Consider the following 15,749-nt stretch of genomic DNA (forward strand, 5'->3'; position numbering starts at 1 on the left):
ATCCACATCTTCAGTGACCGTTCGGTAGTCGTCTGTCCGCGATGCCTCGCGGGGGCAGGCTGCGGCATCTGCGACTCCAGCGAGAGCTCTCAGCTGGGCAGCAGATCGTTGAGCAGGTTCTCGATGCGCAAGCGGATGTCGTCGCGGATCGCCCGGACCGCCTTGATGCCCTGTCCGGCGGGGTCGTCGAGTTTCCAGTCCTCGTACCGCTTGCCAGGGAAGATCGGGCAGGCGTCGCCGCAGCCCATGGTGATGACCACGTCGGAGGCTTGGACCGCATCGACGGACAGAACCTTGGGCCGGGCGGTGGTGATGTCGATGCCGACCTCGGCCATGGCCTCGACGGCGACGGGGTTGACCTGGTCGGCAGGCGCCGACCCTGCGGAGCGGACTTCGACCCGGTCTCCTGCCAGGTTGCTGAGCCAGCCGGCGGCCATCTGGGAGCGTCCGGCGTTGTGCACGCACACGAACAGGACGGAGGGCTTACCCGGTACGGACTCAGGCACGGGCGGGCTCCTCGGCGGTGAACAGGCGGCGGCCGGCCAGGCTGACGTAGACCAGGGCGACCAGGACGGGAACCTCGATCAGCGGGCCGACCACTCCGGCCAGGGCCTGGCCGGAGGTGACGCCGAAGACGCCGACCGCCACGGCGATGGCCAGCTCGAAGTTGTTGCCGGCGGCGGTGAAGGCCAGCGTGGTGGAGCGCTCGTAGCCCAGGCCGATCAACTTGCCGGCCAGGAACGATCCGCCCCACATGAGCGCGAAGTAGGCCAGCAGCGGCAGCGCGATGCGCGCGACGTCGCCGGGCCGGGCGGTGATCGTGCCGCCTTGCAGGGCGAACAGGATGACGATGGTGAACAGCAGCCCGTACAGGGCCAGCGGGCCGACGCGCGGCAGGAAACGGCTCTCGTACCAGTCCCGGCCGCGGGCGCGTTCGCCGAGCTTGCGGGAGGCGTAGCCGGCGGCCAGCGGGATGCCCAGGAAGATGAGCACGTACTGGGCGATGTCCCAGGCCGAGACCTGGAGCGCCGACTGCGCGAGGCCGAGCCAGCCGGGCAGCACCTGCAGGTAGAACCAGCCCAGCGCGCCGAACGCGACCACCTGGAAGACCGAGTTGAGCGCCACCAGCACGGCGGCGGCCTCACGGTCGCCGCAGGCCAGGTCGTTCCAGATGAGGACCATGGCGATGCACCGCGCGAGCCCGACGATGATCAGGCCGGTGCGGTACTCGGGAAGGTCGGGCAGGAAGATCCAGGCCAACGCGAACATGACGGCCGGGCCGAGCACCCAGTTCAGCACCAAGGAGGAGAGCAGCAGGCGGCGGTCACCGGTGACAGCGCCCAGACGGTCGTAGCGGACCTTGGCCAGCACCGGATACATCATCAGCAGCAGCCCGAGCGCGATCGGCAGCGAGATCTCGCCGACCTTCACGGCTTCCAGCGCGGTGTTCAGCCCGGGTACCAGCCGGCCGAGCAGCAGCCCGGCGACCATCGCCGCGATGATCCACACCGGCAGGAACCGGTCGAGCGTGGACAGGCCGGCGATGACGCGCCGCGCGGGCACCGCAGTCGGCGTCGACAAGGACCTGGAAGAGGACATCCCGCTGCTCCTCAGACCGGCGCGGGCACGTCGAGCAGGGCCGACAGCTCACCCAGCGTCTCGGGAACCAGCCGGTAGTACACCCAGGAGGCGCGCCGCTCCGAGGTCAGCAGCCCGACCTCCTTGAGCACCTTCAGGTGGTGGCTGATGGTCGGCTGGGACAGCTCGAACGCGCCGGTGATGTCGCACACGCACACCTCGCCGCCGGCGCGGCTGGCCACGATGGACAGGATGCGCAGCCGTACGGGGTCGCCCAGCGCCTTGAACACCCGCGCCACCCCGGCCGCCTGCTCGGCGTCCAGCGGCTCGCGCATCAGCGGCGGGCTGCACTCCAAGAGCTCCAGGGGTTCCACTTCGCCTCCGTATAGACAGCCATCGAAATCGACCTCCCTCTATATTGACAGACATCGAAGCCAGCAGGAGTCCGCGGAGCTTTCTCGTAAGGGCGAAGGCCCTCGCCGATTCGGCGAGGGCCTTCAACCACGAGTGCGTACCGGTGTGCGTGTCGCCTCTCGGCGAAGGGCACAACGCGGCTCCAGCCGAACGGTAGTCCGCGAAGGCGATAGGTGAGGCCCGGGGACACTGGGCACACCGGCCACGACGGATGTAACCATCAGACGGCCACCCGTGTTCCCCGAGTGGGGATTCAGGTGCCGGTCAAGGCGCTGCGGCGTTCGATCAACAGCACGTCCCGCCAGAGGCCGTGGTGACAGCCGATGCGCTCGCGGGTGCCCGCGACGCGGAAGCCGAGCGCCTGGTGCAGGGCCAGGCTTGCGGCGTTCTCCGGGAAGACGCCCGACTGGATCGTCCAGACGCCGGCGTCCTCGGCGGCGGCGATGAACGCCGCCAGCAGCGCCCGGCCGATGCCGTGAGCCTGGCAGCCGGGGTGGACGTAGATGCTGTGCTCGACCACCCCCGCATACACCGGACGGGACGACACCGCCGAAGCCGCCACCCAGCCGAGCACCTCGCCGGAGTCGCTGTCGGTCGCCACGTACCGCAGGTGCGGCAACCGGCTCGCGCTGAATCCCTCCCAGCTGGGCGCGGTGGTCTCGAAGCTGGCCTGGCCGGTGTCCAGCCCGGCCTGGTAGATGGCCAGCACCTCGGCGGCGTCGCCCTCGCGCATCGGCCGGATCTCCAGGCCGGGCCCGATGGCGGGCTTGACGGCCTGGACGATGGCCGAGTGCACCCCGTCGCCGTGATCGGCGGTCAGCGTGATCGTGACGGCGACGAAGCCGGCCGCGGCGAGCAGATCCCGGTACTCCTGCACGGTGAGCGATCCGGCGGCGCAGCCGATGCGGTGCTCGGCCCGCTGTCGTGCCTGCTCGTCGAGCACCTGGGCGGTGACGACGTCGCTGACGCCGAACCGTCCGCCTGGCCGCAGCACCCGGAACGCCTCGGCCAGCACCGCCGCCTTGTCGTCGGACAGGTTGATCACGCAGTTGGAGATGACCACGTCGACCGTGTGGCCGGGCAGCGGGATCGCCTCGATCGTGCCATGCAGGAATCGCACGTTGGCGACACCCGCCTGTTCGGAGTTGCGTTGGGCCAGTTCCACCATGGCGGGGCTGGCGTCCAGGGCGAAGACGGTGCCGTGCGGGCCGACGCGGCGAGCTGACAGCAGCACGTCGATGCCGCCGCCGGACCCGAGGTCGAGCACCGTCTCACCGGCACGCAGCTCGGCGACGGCGACCGCGACGGGATCACAGTCGGCGATGCGCTGCCCGCTCAGCGTGCTGCGAGCCAGGGCCGAGTAGTGGTCGACGATCTCGTCGTGCGCCATGAGATCTCCTCAGTCACAGGTCGGCGCGGCCGGCGCCGGGTTGCCCATCACCACGTCGGCGGCGGTGGGGAAGCAGCTCACGCAGTTCTCGTTGATGCGGTACAGGCTCGACGTCCCCTGCCGCTCCACCAGGACGAACCGCACTTCGGACAGGATCTTCAGGTGGTGCGACACCGTGGACTGCCCCACTCCCGAAGCGGTCACGATCTCGCCCACGCTCATCGGCCCACGCCGCCGCGCCAGCAACGACACGATCTGGATGCGGGTCGCGTCGGCCAGCGCCTTGAACCAGCTCGCGTACTCCTCGGCCTCGGCCCGGGGGATGGGTTCCTGGTTGTTGTTCATCGTGGATCGACGATAGACGATGAAGCATGGAGTCGTAAACGCTCAACGCCAACCGCTGGTCGGCGCCAGAGTCTCTGCGGGCGGCGGCACGAGGCACTCCACTGGCCTTGTGTCTACGCGCTCCTGGTTCCAGGCAACTCGATCCTCAAGCCCTCCGCATTCTTCTCCTGGCTCTGCTCCGCGCCGGGCAGGATGCACTTCGCCAGTTCCAAGCCCTTGTCCAAGACCTTGAGGGCGAACTGGCGCCCCTTCTCACTGAAGGGGAGGAGTACGAAAGAGGGCGACATCAGGAGGATCACGAGCACCAGGGGGAGCGCGAATATCGCGGCCAGCGCGACGCGCTGCCAAGTGGCGTGAATGACGATCATGAGAGCTGCCTTTGCAGACTTGCTGCCGACAAGCACGAGCCCACCGCTTCACCAGCGGGGTGCAGGTTCGACAGCCTCGTAGATCAGCTGTCCGTGCCAAGGACGAGCATCCCTACGAGCTGGTCGAGAGGCGCCTCTCACCTAGGGCGGCAGAATCAGATGCCGCATTTTCCCTTGTCAGAGGCCGACCGTAGCAGCAAGCCGTAAGAACCTGCTGCATCGATCGCCGCTGAAGGGCGCTCCCTTGTAAGGAGTTCGTGGTCGAAGTCCTCCCGCCATGCCAACCACCATACCCCCATAAAAGGGAACCATGGCATAAGGCGTGCTTTATGGGCATCTACCTGCGCGTTCATTTTCGGGCGTACATAAAGCATAAATCAGATTGGCAATAAGGAGGTGGCCGGTAGTTACTTGCGGCCTGTCAGCGGCGGTCGCCTGGGGTCTGTTGCGCCTGGACATGCAACGAGCCCTTCGATCCGCGTTCCCGCTGGTCAAGGGCTCATTTGGTGTGCTCGCGGCCTGGTGCCCCGGAACGATTCGAACCTGCGGCACCCGCTTCAGGCGGTGTTTCGCGAGGCCTTGCGCCACTGGTCGATCGCGGCGATGGCGAGTGTGGCTTTGAAGTGGACGGCGAGCTTGTCGTGGCGGGTGGCCATGCCGCGGTTCTGCTTGAGCTGGTTGATGCCGCATTCCACCGCATGACGCCAGCGGTGAAGGCCGAGGTCGAAGGCCGGCGGCCGCCCGCCCCTTGGAACCCCTGGCGCGCCGGTGGGCGTCCTGGTCGGCCTTGCTCGGAATGCACGCCATAAATCCACGCCGGCGCAGATGACCGCGGTCGGCCCTGCTGGTGTACGCCTTGTCGGCCAGCACCAGACCGGGACGGGTCCGGGGCCGGCCACCCCCAGACGGCCGCCCCGGATCCTGCCCAGCACCGCGACGAACTGCGAGCTGTCTCCCCGATGGCCGGCCGTCACCAGCAGAGCCAAGGGCTTACGGCCCCTGCTCACAGACCAGATGCGTCTTGTTGGTCAGCCCGCCCCGCGGGCGGCCCAGCGCGCGATCGTCCGGTTCGCTCCCCGTCCCGCCGGGCGCTCCCTCTTTGCGGATGGCCGTCCCGGCGTGCCCCCGCGGCGTGCTGATGGGCACGGCCGATCGCGGGCCACGGCGCACCCGTCCGCACCCTCCACCGGATGGCGTCGACCAACTGGCGTCTGCTCCATTTCGGCGGACGACCACGTCCCGGAGCGGGGGTGACACCGCGGCTCAGTGGATGGCAGTGAGGTCGACGACCACGAATTTGTCGCCGCGGGCGAAGAGAGCGATGTTGCTACCGGCCCGGGCGCGGTAGCGGGTTCGGGTGTCAATGCCTCGGATCTCGGCGGACACACCTGTCTGCACGTCATGCACCAGCGCGCGATCCGGCAGTTGGGCGGACAGGAATCTGTCCAGCTGCAGCGGCTGCGGCGCGACTCCCGCTACATCCATCTCGTACCGTGCTCGCCCGTCCCGGCCCTGCACCTGCGCCACCATGGATCGGTCGGGGTGCGTGACACAGAGCGTGATCCCGCAGGCCACAGGGCTGCCGGACCGCAGGGCGGTCTGGGAGCGCTTCTCGCCGGTCTCGATGTTCATGACGGACTGGAAGGGGGCTTCGTTGCTGCCGACCGTTCCGGGTGATCCGACCCAGGGCCAGCTCAGGATGTGCTGTCCCTGCGTGCCTTCTACGCGCTGCGGTTGCCCGCCGTTGATGTCGACGGTGAAGACGCCTTCGTTGCCGGCCGACCAGGCAAGACGATCGGGGGTGATGGCGATACCGGTGACGAACCCGGCGGATGAGGCGGGCGGCAGGGGAGCAGAGGCGACGAGCTGCGGCTTGCCGCCGGTCGTCGGGACGGTCCAGATGTCGGCGGTTCGCTTGTCGTCCGTGCCGCGAGCGGTCCACCAGGCGACGCGGCCCTGGCCTGTGGTGAAGCCGTCAGGGAAGAGGATGGTGCCGGCAGGGAGGCTGATGTCGGCGAGCTTGGTCACCTCGCCGTTGTTCACGTCGTAGGTGTAGAGGCCGTTCGCCTTCTCGAAGCTGGCTTCGGCGGTCAGGAGCACCTTGGTGGTGTCCACCATCAGGCGCGGTCGGACCTTCCTGCCGTCGGGTAATTTGGCCGGCACTTCGTGCACTGCTGCGGGCCACAGCTTCTCGATGGGTTCAGGCGCCGAGGCACGCGCTGAGCTGACGGAAGCGGTTCCGCTGCCGGAGGACGAGGTTTCCGGCTTGGACAAAACGTTCGTGGTGACTGTGACGATTGCCGCGACGGCTACTCCGCTCGCGATTGCTGCGCTGAGCGCGACGCGGCGGGAACGCTTGGAACGACGGCTGGGCTGAACCTGTGCGTAGTCCGGTGTATCGGCCATTTGGCGTCCTTGAGGAGCGGCTGAGTTACGAGGGTTGGCGCAGAGGGGATCTCTGCATGATGATTCGTACAAGAATGCACGACCACTGGCGCGGACGAGAGGTCGCCTGCTTCCTTCCGGGGTCAAATACCGGTCGAGACCCAGCTGCTGCAGTTGAGCACTCTGATGGCGCCATTGGACAGCTTGTCGCGGTTGCATGCCTGAATTCTCTCGACGCTGGAGCTGCTCCAGTAGATGTCTTCCGAGCCGACGCCGCTGACATTGTCGTGATAGTCGACGTAGGTGCCGTAATCTTGGCGCATGCGGACACCCTGGCCGTCTGCCCTGTCATCGTAGATGGAGATGTACCAGCCGGGGGAGCTTGAGTAGGGATAGGTGTCCCAGAAATACCCGGCGCCGGTGCTGGTGGTGGTCCATGCGTACGCGAGAACCTGGGCGGACGCTGGGGCTGACAATGGCAGGACGATAAGAGTGCTCGCGAGGAGGGGAGCTAACCAGTGGCGCCTTCTCATTGCGATCCTTTCGCTGATCAGGAGCGTGTCTGTGCGATGCCGGATATTCTTGACCTGCGAGAGCGCGCGGCAATAGCCGGTCGATGACTGGAAGTGCGCTGTCGTATTTGATGGCGGCCCGCGCTGGGGGACGCTACCAGCGCTTCCTATATTTTCGCTATTGAACTGAGTGGCGTGACGCGAATACGCAATGTCGCGACTGTACTCGAGGATCTTTCCCGTAGCGCGCGAGCCGGCCGATGAAGGTCCGAGGCGGCTGATCAGGCCTGTCAACAGCCAACTGCTCCGTGAGGCGGAGGAAAAGGAGGCTCTCGCCGCCACGTTCACCAGGTACGCCAGGACCCTCGCCGACGCCTTCGACGGCATCCCGTCCGCGCCTAGCGGCAGCAAATCGTTCTGGAAGGGGCCGGCCGCAGAGCGCTATCTCACTCAAGCGAACCAGCTCAGGCGCCAGATGGCCGATCTCGAGAACGGATGCTTGGCTACCGCCGAAAGCCTTCGCCGTCGCGCGAAGCAACTCCGTGAGGAGGCCGCTCGGGTGCCAGGCCTGATGTAATGAGGTTCACCCGTTGCGGGGGTAGCAAGCGGTCTTTCCGACGATCACGAGATTCGGGGCCTGTGACAGCCGTCCGAGGAGGATGAAGGTCAAGTTGGCCTTGTCGTTCACTACCACCGTGACACCCAACTCGTTCTCATCGAGATCGAGCTCGTCCACGACCTCGCGGTAGCCCAGTGTCTCGAGCTTGCCCTTAAGTAGTCCGATACGGCTGAGGGGGTCCTGCTTGGCAGGGTCGGAGAAGTTTCCCTTGGCCATGAAATATCGCTGCGACTGACCCGTCCCGCACGAAGTCGTCCGGTCGCGATCGGCTCGTTCCTTTGTGACACCCGTCAGATCCGACGCGATCAGCGACATCACCGCGTCTCCGTCGCTTACGAGCTGCCGGGTCGACTCGTCCAGTGTGGACGGTTCCTCGCCGGAGCAGCCCGTCATGACCGCGAAACAGACCAGTACCGTGGCGACTGCCTTTGGGCACGCACCAAGGCGCATGATCGGACAATATCTGGCCACACTTCACTCGTACATCCACTTCGTCCGAGATATAGCGAGCTGTGATCGAGACCGATTTGATCGGGCGCGGCGTTGTAGCCGGTCGTGATCATTAGTAGAGCGAGGGCAGCGTGCGTGCAACCGCGTCGTTGAAACGGTCGAGCAGTGGTTCGATGCGTCTGCTGTGTTCTCGTGCCTCTTCGAGGCTCTTGGCCCAAATGGAGGTGCCGGCCGTCTTTTCGAGCTCAGTGGCCAGCGATCGAATGTCTTCGTCGAAGACTCGAGCCCGAGACGACTTCAGGAGCAGTAAGGCCGTGGACCATCCGACAGCAGTGGGCGTCTCCCACTGGCGGGCTTGCCACTGCCGGCCTCCTTCGAGAGGGCGACGAGCCTGTCGAGTTCGGCGTACACCGACTGGATCAACTCGGTTGTCGCGGTCTGAAGCGTGAGGATGCTTTCTCTCTGGAACGAGTCGCGAGCATTTCGGCGTTCACGTTCGTACTGCCGATCGCTCTGTGCCGCCTCGCGCTTGCCCTTCAGACGTTCGGCGTAGATCGTCACGATGGCCGTGATGCTGGAGCCCACCAAGACTCCTATCAACCCGAAAAGCGCCTCGCTCACGTCAGCTCTCCTCCTCGGGTGCAGGTGGCACGGGCCGCCTACCCTGGTCGATCGCCCACTACGAACGGTCCCCAACGCCGGGCAAGTGGGGCCTCGATGATCCTGCCGCACGAGGCATTCGGCGTCCATGCTGCTACGGAATTGAGGGCCTGCCTGCGGTTGGGGCTTCGTGCATCCTGGGGCGACGACGCGATGTGAGCTGGGAAAACGCCGCCAAGATCATCCCGACCATATCCCCGGATCATGGTCTTACGGCTGCATACGGATGCTCGTGGCGACCTACCGGGGCCTTATAAGCAAAAGACCTGCGGCTGAGAAACCACAGGTCAGAAGGCGAAACGCCTGGTGGAGATGAGTGCCCCCGGCAGGATTCGAACCTGTGGCACCCGCTTTAGGAGAGCGCGGCCAGGACGGCCCTGACGTGTGCACTGAGCTGCACTTACGCATCGCGCAGTGCGCATCCTCCATAAGATCATCCCGCAGATGTCCCCCATCCGTCATCGTCAGCGACGCTCCGGCAGGACGGGGGTCGCGTTAAGGCTTTTATCGCTATCGCGACGAAGGACCTCCCCGATGGGAATAAGGCGGAATACATAGACTGTCCGCATCTCACCGTTTTCGTCAGGGGCTTCTTCATGGAAGTATGGGCGCTCTCTGTCCAGCTCAAACGAGCCGATATAGCGATGCGTCTTGGTGTTTGTTCCTGGGACTACCCCATCGGCGATAAAGACTCGAAGAACCCGCTGCTGAGCACGGTGCTCAGCAATTGAGAGATTGCCGTCGCGCATCTGTTGATCGCCGACACGCCCATCTCCTGTATAGAGGAAGACGGAGCCGTCGTGGTTCCAGCCGTCGAAGTTGTAGCCATAGGCTTCACCGCGGCTGGGATCCGAGTAGATGAAGACGTTGTCCGTCTTGCGGGAGGGCTCGATGCCGCCGTACTTGGCGCCGCCGTACAGCGCCATCCGTTCGTCGCGCGTGAGCAGGTCGCCTACCTGGGTATGCCAGTCATTCCGCATACAGGCCAATATAAAGGACTAAGCCGATAGAAGGTAGGCGGGTACGCGAGGCGCCGAGAGCGCCGTACGACGACGCACGTACGGGTCCACCGGTCTCAGCCATCCAGATGGAGACGGTCTTGTTGGAGGCATATCGGCGGCGCCGCGATGGATGGCGACGTCGAGCATGCCGAGGACTGCCGGCCGTAAACGCGGTAGCGGTCCGGATGCGCCAGGTGTTCGCGAAGACGTGCCCCAATCCCTCCGTCACGGGTGCCTTGCCAAGCCAGCGCAGTCTCCCATCGCTGTCGACCGACAGGTAAAGGCCCGCCAGCAGTCATCCAGCACATTCAAGGTGCTGTGAGGGTGCTCGCGGGCAAGGCTGTACGGTTAGGGGCATTGGCCGTGGACAAGCGGCCCCATCGCGGTCCACTGGGGGGAGCCAATTAGCTGTTGATGCCCGCCCAGACGATGCCCGCCAAGATATTGAGGATGATCGCGATGGGACCGAGGACGATGCCGGCGATCGCCATGCCTTGCCCCTTGCCTACTTTGTTCGCGCGACTCATGCCGAGTCCTCCGAAGATGCACGCCATAACGCCGAGGATGAACCCCAGCCCCGGAACGATGAATGCATTGAGGACGCCGAGGATGCCTTGAATGAGTGATGTAACCGCGAAATTGTTATTGGCGGGAAGTGTCCTGCGGGGACCTGGGTACATGGGAGCCTGGCCCACATGTGGAGGCATCCCCTGAGGGGGAGGGCCGGGGTGGTAGGGCGGGTGAGCGCCATAGGGCCCTTGAGGGTAGGGGCCGTAAGGAGGCCCGGGTTGGCCATATCCCGTTGCCTGGTAATCCCCTGGTGGATATACCGGCTGCTGGGGCTCTTGGGGGTATTGCGGCTGCATGGTGTGATGGACGCGTCTAGGGGAGAATTCGTTGCCACCCTCCAGGTAACAAACTAATGACGTTACCGGCACTGACCTCTTTCATCCTCGGCTGGCGGGTGTTGATCACAGCTTGATCGCGGGTCCGGTGTTCGGCTGATGACGTAACGGAGCCCCCGGTAGACGGGTTGATCACCACAATCCATCCGTCACGACCAGGAGCTCTGGGTGTTGTTCTAGCGTGCTGTGGTGGATTTGTCGCGAATAACGCTGAACTACGTGGCCGGCCTGATCCGTGGGCATTGTCGGGGGATCGGGCCGGTCTGGCAGCTGCTGAACCGGGGACGGCAGGCGCTGATGGTGCTGGTCTATCTGCGCAAGGGCGAAACGTTTGCCGAGCTGGCAGTCGGATTCGGCGTGTCGACGGCGACAGCGTGGCCGCATGTGGATCGCGGACGGTGGTGCTGCTGTCTGCCCGCTCTCCCAAGCTCGATCAGGTGCTGCGGAAGGCCAAGTGGGGCGGGCTTCACTACCTGGTGCAGGACGGCACGCTGATCCGCACCGACCGAATCAAGGCCGACCGGCCGTACTTCCCCGGCAAGCATCATGTGCACGGGATGAACGTCCAGGCCATCGCCTCGCCGGACGGGACGATCCTATAGACCTCGGGCGCGCTACCAAGCAAGACGCACAATCTGACTGCCGCCCGGATCTGGGACATCCTGCGTGCGCTGGAGCGGGCCGGGATCAACGTCTTGGCCGACAAGGGCTACCAAGGTGCCGAAGGCCGGTTGTCACTCCCTACAGGGACAAAACAAGCCCCAGCGTCAGGAGCGGGCCAACCGATCACACGCCCGCCTTCGCGGCCCGGGCGAACGTGCGAACGCCCGGCTCAAGACCTGGCGCAAGCTCCGCTGCCGCCCCCTCAAGACCGGTCACCTGTACAAGGCCATCGCCGTCCTGCAGAACTACGAAGTCGCCCGAGGATGAAAGAGGTCACTGGCTACCGAGAGTCCCCCACGCAGGATGCGAATCTGTGTCGCCCGCTGTAGGAGAGCACGAGTGACGCGGACGGCTCACAGGACTTGAGCTGCGCTAACGCCTGGCACCGCGAGCAGCAAGGGGAAGATCCTCCCGCGCATGCCCCGTCTTCAGCTCGATGAGGACCGTCGGTGCCGAGATGCCAGCCAGGGCTGCTGGGCAACAAGCACGGACGAGGCTCGCTCCCGGACGTGACCGCTCGTATGGTCGGTCTGATCAGCGGCCTAACCAGCGCCGGCGTCAAGTCCATCGCCGACATGAGCCATCAAGGCGCGGGCGGTGGCATCCACATGCCATTCATGCGCCATCGCCACCGTCGATGGCTGTCACGCGGGCAGCGAGAGGTCAACCGCCCATACCCGCATCCGCGCCGTCTGTGAGCACGCTGTCGTAACTCGAAGGCCCGGACGGTACTGACCAAGCAGCGCTGCTGCCCGCATCGCGCGACCACGCTCGTGCAGGCGATCCTCGCGCTGCAGTTCATCGACGTAGGCCGTTACCCAGGACGAAAAGGCTGATTGTTTCAGATCGGTAACACGAGTAGCATGTGAATCTATGGCCGATAGCCTTATACAGGCTAGTTGCGCTAGTGGTTCAGGGGCTCGGATAACTGAGCCCTGGTGTCGCTCAACATGGAGGAAACTTGACTTCTGAACGGTTCGAGCCGAATCTCGCCATGGACAAGATCGTTATCGGTAAGGGGCAAGTTCGCCTTAAGATCGATCAGACGGCGCTTAATGAGCTCGTTGAGAGTATCCGCGTACAGGGCTTGCTCGAGCCCATCATCGTATGCGAGTCGGAACATGATGCTGAAAAGTTTGAAGTTATCGCTGGCCAGCGTCGATTCCTCGCCTTTAAGCAGATGGGCCATTCCACCATCAAGGCCGTCATCAGGCCTCGCCCGATCGACCTTACCGAGCGTAAGGCCCTGTCTCTAACCGAAAATCTAATTCGCACCGACCCTGCTAGAGCTGACACGATCGACGCGTGTACGGAACTGTACCAGAAGTACGGCTCAATTAAGGATGTCGCAAGTAAAACGGGCCTTCCCGAACGTATAGTGCGTGAGTATGTGAAGGTTGCGCGCCTCATTCCGCAGCTCCAAGACCTGGTTAAGAATGAGGGACTGGATATCAAGACAGCACTCCGGGCTCAGGATGCATCAGCAGCTGGGAGAGAGAGGGCGGAACCGGAGGAGGCAGTCCAACTTGCCCGCGAGTTGAGCGGTATGAGTGGCGCGCAACAGGACGCTCTAGTCAAAAAGCGTGCCGATAACCCGGAAATCCCTGTCGATGACCTAGTAGAATCAGCTCGATCCGGCGAGAAAGTAGTTCAGATTCTCGTTAAAATGTCTGGTGCTGCACACGCTGCATTGAAAGAGTACTCGAAAACCGAAGGCACAACTCTGGACGACGCCGCGCGCACCTTGATTGAGGATGGGCTATCATCAAAGGGCTTTGGGGCTACCGAGTGAGCACCAAGTTGCGTGATCTGATCCTCTCAGTGGGCACTCATAAGGGTGTTCGACCTCTGTCACCTCTAGAGGTGACAGAGTCTTTGGTTGAGCACATAAACGACGTTGGCTGGGATCAGGCCCTAGTAGATGTATCGCTGGACAAAACAACCGCTCAGAGGTTCTTGCGACTCCGCCATTTGCGCACTGAGGTCGCTGAACTGGTCGATTGGGGCCGGAAACCGGGAGCCATCTCTTTCTCGGTGGCAGCCGAAGTAAGCCGAGTAAGTCCTGACGACCAGGACGCCTTGGCGGAGAGTGCAGTTAGGCACTTGATGTCCAAGGAAGAAGTCCGTCAGGTGGTGCAGCTAATGCGTCGGCGTAACGACACCGTTGCCGAAGCAATCCGGGCGACCCTACAAATGCGCCCATCAACCATAAATATCCATGTTTCCATTGGGGCGATTTATGACCCACTTGCGATTGACTGCCTCAATCGCTTGAGTCAATCGGAACGCGACAAATTTTTGGCAGACAATATCCGTGATTCGGCCCTCGCGGTCTCTGGTGGAAAATTGGCTAGTCGTAGCTTCTCGCTGGTGTCGGAACACCCTTTGGCTGACAAAGAAGTCAGTGACTTCGAAGCGCGAATTAATTCCCTTGCCGGAAAGCTCTCGGAGGCGGTCTGATTGTCGGCTTGGAGGTCTTTGGTCAACGCTGATGGCGCAATCTTGCTCGGCGAAAGAGTTGTTGTCGATGGTCATATAAGGAGATGTGCCGTCCGAGTTCAAACGCATGTCCATTACGATCATATGTCGCGCTTCACTTCGAGCAAAGGCGTGCACGATCTCGTGATGCATCCAGCCACAAGAGACCTTCTACTTCTTGAAGGTCACCCGGACTTAGCTTGGCGCGATAACGTCTACAGCCCACAGTACAACGAGGTACTGAGGCTTCAAGGAATCTCGATCGAGTTACTTAATGCTGGACACATGATGGGCTCGGCTCAGGTAGCGGTCGAGTACGTCGACGGTTACAGGGTTGGGTACAGCGGGGATTTCTCTTGGCCACTTCCTAAAGTGATCCAGGTAGACGAGCTGGTTGTGGATGCGGCTTATGGGAGTGCCGCCTCGGTGCGGCGTTTCTCCCAGGAAGACGCTGAAGCAGAATTTTTGCAGTTGATCAGCGACTTGCTGGTTCGTGGACCAGTGACCATCAAAGCGCACTCAGGGACCCTTCACCGAGCTGCAGTGCTCCTCTATGGGGCAATTCGGCATCCCCTTATTGCTACCAAGAGAGTAGCCGACGAACTAGAGGTCTATTGCCGTTATGGTGCAGTAGCAAATGTTCAAGATAATATTCCTGGCACTCGCTCATATGTCAGGCTGCTTGGCCGGAGAGATCCGCTAACGAGGTATGCTGACCCAGGTGGCGCGACTGTGGTCCTAACGGGCTTCCGTATGCGATCTGAACCAGTTCTTCGTGTCAGCGAAAACTCATATACTGTATGCCTGAGTGACCACGCAGATTTTGACGAAACTCTCCAATATGTCGAGCAAACTGGCGCAAAGCGTGTACGAGTAGACAATGCGAGACATGGCAACGGTGTGGAACTGGCGCTAGGCATCGCAGAGCGGCTTAACATTGAGTCGAGATTCGATTTGGCGGATAAGGAAGTCCTGTAAGTGTGGTGGCTTCAGTGGTTGCGGAGCTTTTGGCAAGTTGTCGCGCCTTAGATTAGCACTGTCTGCCAGAACTGGGTTAGAGCTCAGCTGCCCTTCGAAGTACCCCCCGCTGTCGTTCGTCTCGCAGTGGCCGGGCAACGTGGTGAACCAATACACGGGAGACGTCGAGCATGACACGATGAGCAATCACGTGGAGCCGTTCGGCGGTTGTGCTTTCTTTGTGGTGAGAACTCGTCTACCGGAGGCTCCACGCCTGTCTCGGCTTCCACGGCTTCTCCCGAAAGATCTGAAACGCCACCGCAGGAGTTTCGGATCTCCAACGGGCCGAATTATTTCTCTCTGCGATCTGCCTCGCTTAGGGCAACTAGAATGTTTTTGATTCCTGCTGAGCCTCGGGGGGTGTTGAGTCTCGTGGGCGCGTCGATAAGCCATCAGGATGTAGTCGGGCAACGATTCCTTGGGGTGGAGATCGATTCCGCGATCACGGGCCGAGTGACGGATGGTTGCTCCGTGCTGCTCGCTGCCCCCGAAGGAGTTTTGGCTGCGCGTGCCTTCAATTCGAAATGCGTCAACAGGTCCAGAAACTCATCTACCGTTGGTACATAGGTATCATCATGTTGTTTCCTCTGAGGCTCCTCCCAGAGGGGAATCTGTGACATGTTTGTTGGCGCTCCTAGTTGATCGCCATCACCTCGATGCGATTCCTGCGGTGATCATGGGCTCGTCTCTCCATGACAGCATCAAGTTCGTCAAGATGCGGCCCCTGAGCGACCTACACAAGCACCTGGACCGATGCTTAACGGCCGTCAAGTCAACTTCAACTCTTGATAAGGACCTTCCGGTTCAAGTATGACAACCTTCGCTCGGTGTGTCTCGAGAGCAGAAGATCTTTGGCGAGGACAATCACTCTAGTGAGTTGATTATGAGGATGAGGGTCACCACTTGAGGTGTATTTCGTCCCTGATTCGGGGAGCTGTGGTGACGCTGACCGGCCGGTGAGGTC

17 protein-coding genes and 2 pseudogenes are annotated in these 15,749 nt (G+C 62.8%); 6 read left to right on the plus strand and 13 right to left on the minus strand.

Annotation, left to right across the window (positions count from 1 at the left end; all coding sequences use genetic code 11):
* Positions 1-89: 89 nt before the first annotated feature.
* The 9 genes from ACFYYW_RS42640 to ACFYYW_RS42680 all read right to left on the minus strand — a co-directional run bounded on the left by ACFYYW_RS42640 (position 90) and on the right by ACFYYW_RS42680 (position 6,956).
* On the minus strand, positions 90-506 hold the full coding sequence (locus tag ACFYYW_RS42640; RefSeq protein ID WP_387658568.1) for an arsenate reductase ArsC: 417 nt from the start codon (positions 504-506) through the stop codon (positions 90-92).
* Positions 499-1,599 (minus strand): ACR3 family arsenite efflux transporter, encoded by a 1,101-nt coding sequence (arsB, locus tag ACFYYW_RS42645; RefSeq protein WP_387658571.1) that lies wholly within the window; start codon positions 1,597-1,599, stop codon positions 499-501. Before arsB ends, ACFYYW_RS42640 begins: the two co-directional genes overlap by 8 nt.
* Positions 1,600-1,610: 11 nt before the next feature.
* A complete protein-coding gene (locus ACFYYW_RS42650) occupies positions 1,611-1,952 on the minus strand; it encodes an ArsR/SmtB family transcription factor (protein ID WP_387658574.1) in 342 nt (113 codons plus the stop codon).
* Positions 1,953-2,245: 293 nt separating this feature from the next.
* Positions 2,246-3,382: a GNAT family N-acetyltransferase gene (locus ACFYYW_RS42655; protein WP_387658577.1), complete on the minus strand. Its 1,137-nt coding sequence runs from the start codon at positions 3,380-3,382 to the stop codon at positions 2,246-2,248.
* 9 nt (positions 3,383-3,391) lie between these two features.
* Positions 3,392-3,727, minus strand: a complete 336-nt coding sequence (locus ACFYYW_RS42660; RefSeq protein WP_387658580.1) for an ArsR/SmtB family transcription factor — start codon at positions 3,725-3,727, stop codon at positions 3,392-3,394.
* A gap of 113 nt (positions 3,728-3,840) precedes the next feature.
* Entirely contained in the window at positions 3,841-4,095 is a 255-nt protein-coding gene (locus tag ACFYYW_RS42665) for a hypothetical protein (protein WP_387658583.1), read from the minus strand.
* 557 nt (positions 4,096-4,652) lie between these two features.
* Positions 4,653-4,790 carry a hypothetical protein gene (locus tag ACFYYW_RS42670; RefSeq protein ID WP_387658586.1) on the minus strand — a complete coding sequence of 46 codons (138 nt, stop codon included), beginning with the start codon at positions 4,788-4,790 and terminating at the stop codon, positions 4,653-4,655.
* 568 nt (positions 4,791-5,358) lie between these two features.
* A complete protein-coding gene (locus tag ACFYYW_RS42675) occupies positions 5,359-6,501 on the minus strand; it encodes a TolB family protein (protein ID WP_387658588.1) in 1,143 nt (380 codons plus the stop codon).
* A 122-nt stretch (positions 6,502-6,623) separates the two neighbouring features.
* The gene (locus tag ACFYYW_RS42680) at positions 6,624-6,956 is read right to left on the minus strand and encodes a hypothetical protein (protein WP_387658590.1); all 333 of its coding nucleotides are present in this window, start codon (positions 6,954-6,956) and stop codon (positions 6,624-6,626) included.
* Between the two features lie 247 nt (positions 6,957-7,203).
* Between ACFYYW_RS42680 and ACFYYW_RS42685 the strand changes: the two genes are divergently transcribed.
* Positions 7,204-7,569, plus strand: a complete 366-nt coding sequence (locus tag ACFYYW_RS42685) for a WXG100 family type VII secretion target (protein WP_387658592.1) — start codon at positions 7,204-7,206, stop codon at positions 7,567-7,569.
* Between the two features lie 6 nt (positions 7,570-7,575).
* On the opposite strand, the gene ACFYYW_RS42690 is transcribed toward ACFYYW_RS42685, so the two are convergent.
* From ACFYYW_RS42690 to ACFYYW_RS42705, 4 genes are all read right to left on the minus strand, one after another.
* Positions 7,576-8,061 (minus strand): hypothetical protein, encoded by a 486-nt coding sequence (locus ACFYYW_RS42690; protein WP_387658594.1) that lies wholly within the window; start codon positions 8,059-8,061, stop codon positions 7,576-7,578.
* A 297-nt stretch (positions 8,062-8,358) separates the two neighbouring features.
* Entirely contained in the window at positions 8,359-8,682 is a 324-nt protein-coding gene (locus ACFYYW_RS42695; protein ID WP_387658597.1) for a hypothetical protein, read from the minus strand.
* A 503-nt stretch (positions 8,683-9,185) separates the two neighbouring features.
* Positions 9,186-9,701: a hypothetical protein gene (locus tag ACFYYW_RS42700; RefSeq protein WP_387658600.1), complete on the minus strand. Its 516-nt coding sequence runs from the start codon at positions 9,699-9,701 to the stop codon at positions 9,186-9,188.
* A gap of 425 nt (positions 9,702-10,126) precedes the next feature.
* Positions 10,127-10,402 carry a DUF4190 domain-containing protein gene (locus ACFYYW_RS42705; RefSeq protein WP_387658603.1) on the minus strand — a complete coding sequence of 92 codons (276 nt, stop codon included), beginning with the start codon at positions 10,400-10,402 and terminating at the stop codon, positions 10,127-10,129.
* A gap of 411 nt (positions 10,403-10,813) precedes the next feature.
* Between ACFYYW_RS42705 and ACFYYW_RS42710 the strand changes: the two are divergent.
* From ACFYYW_RS42710 to ACFYYW_RS42730, 5 genes and pseudogenes are all read left to right on the plus strand, one after another.
* A pseudogene (locus ACFYYW_RS42710) lies at positions 10,814-11,557 on the plus strand (transposase family protein).
* Positions 11,558-11,784: 227 nt separating this feature from the next.
* Positions 11,785-12,126, plus strand: a pseudogene (locus tag ACFYYW_RS42715) (IS5/IS1182 family transposase); the annotation flags it as partial.
* 125 nt (positions 12,127-12,251) lie between these two features.
* Positions 12,252-13,082 carry a ParB/RepB/Spo0J family partition protein gene (locus ACFYYW_RS42720; RefSeq protein ID WP_387658605.1) on the plus strand — a complete coding sequence of 277 codons (831 nt, stop codon included), beginning with the start codon at positions 12,252-12,254 and terminating at the stop codon, positions 13,080-13,082.
* 314 nt (positions 13,083-13,396) lie between these two features.
* Positions 13,397-13,750: a hypothetical protein gene (locus tag ACFYYW_RS42725; protein ID WP_387658608.1), complete on the plus strand. Its 354-nt coding sequence runs from the start codon at positions 13,397-13,399 to the stop codon at positions 13,748-13,750.
* A gap of 18 nt (positions 13,751-13,768) precedes the next feature.
* Positions 13,769-14,746, plus strand: coding sequence for a hypothetical protein (locus tag ACFYYW_RS42730; protein ID WP_387658611.1), 978 nt, complete (start codon positions 13,769-13,771; stop codon positions 14,744-14,746).
* Positions 14,747-15,749: the final 1,003 nt, after the last annotated feature.

This window comes from Nonomuraea sp. NPDC001831, from assembly GCF_042892035.1.
In the GTDB taxonomy this organism is placed as follows: domain Bacteria; phylum Actinomycetota; class Actinomycetes; order Streptosporangiales; family Streptosporangiaceae; genus Nonomuraea.

What these genes read in the sequence shown, in the direction of transcription:
- arsB (WP_387658571.1), bottom strand. Translation starts at nt 1,599, where the DNA reads ATGTCCTCTTCCAGGTCCTTGTCGACGCCGACTGCGGTGCCCGCGCGG.
- ACFYYW_RS42655 (WP_387658577.1), bottom strand. Translation starts at nt 3,382, where the DNA reads ATGGCGCACGACGAGATCGTCGACCACTACTCGGCCCTGGCTCGCAGC.
- ACFYYW_RS42660 (WP_387658580.1), bottom strand. Translation starts at nt 3,727, where the DNA reads ATGAACAACAACCAGGAACCCATCCCCCGGGCCGAGGCCGAGGAGTAC.
- ACFYYW_RS42665 (WP_387658583.1), bottom strand. Translation starts at nt 4,095, where the DNA reads ATGATCGTCATTCACGCCACTTGGCAGCGCGTCGCGCTGGCCGCGATA.
- ACFYYW_RS42675 (WP_387658588.1), bottom strand. Translation starts at nt 6,501, where the DNA reads ATGGCCGATACACCGGACTACGCACAGGTTCAGCCCAGCCGTCGTTCC.
- ACFYYW_RS42685 (WP_387658592.1), top strand. Translation starts at nt 7,204, where the DNA reads ATGTCGCGACTGTACTCGAGGATCTTTCCCGTAGCGCGCGAGCCGGCC.
- ACFYYW_RS42690 (WP_387658594.1), bottom strand. Translation starts at nt 8,061, where the DNA reads ATGCGCCTTGGTGCGTGCCCAAAGGCAGTCGCCACGGTACTGGTCTGT.
- ACFYYW_RS42700 (WP_387658600.1), bottom strand. Translation starts at nt 9,701, where the DNA reads ATGCGGAATGACTGGCATACCCAGGTAGGCGACCTGCTCACGCGCGAC.
- ACFYYW_RS42705 (WP_387658603.1), bottom strand. Translation starts at nt 10,402, where the DNA reads ATGTACCCAGGTCCCCGCAGGACACTTCCCGCCAATAACAATTTCGCG.
- ACFYYW_RS42725 (WP_387658608.1), top strand. Translation starts at nt 13,397, where the DNA reads ATGTCCAAGGAAGAAGTCCGTCAGGTGGTGCAGCTAATGCGTCGGCGT.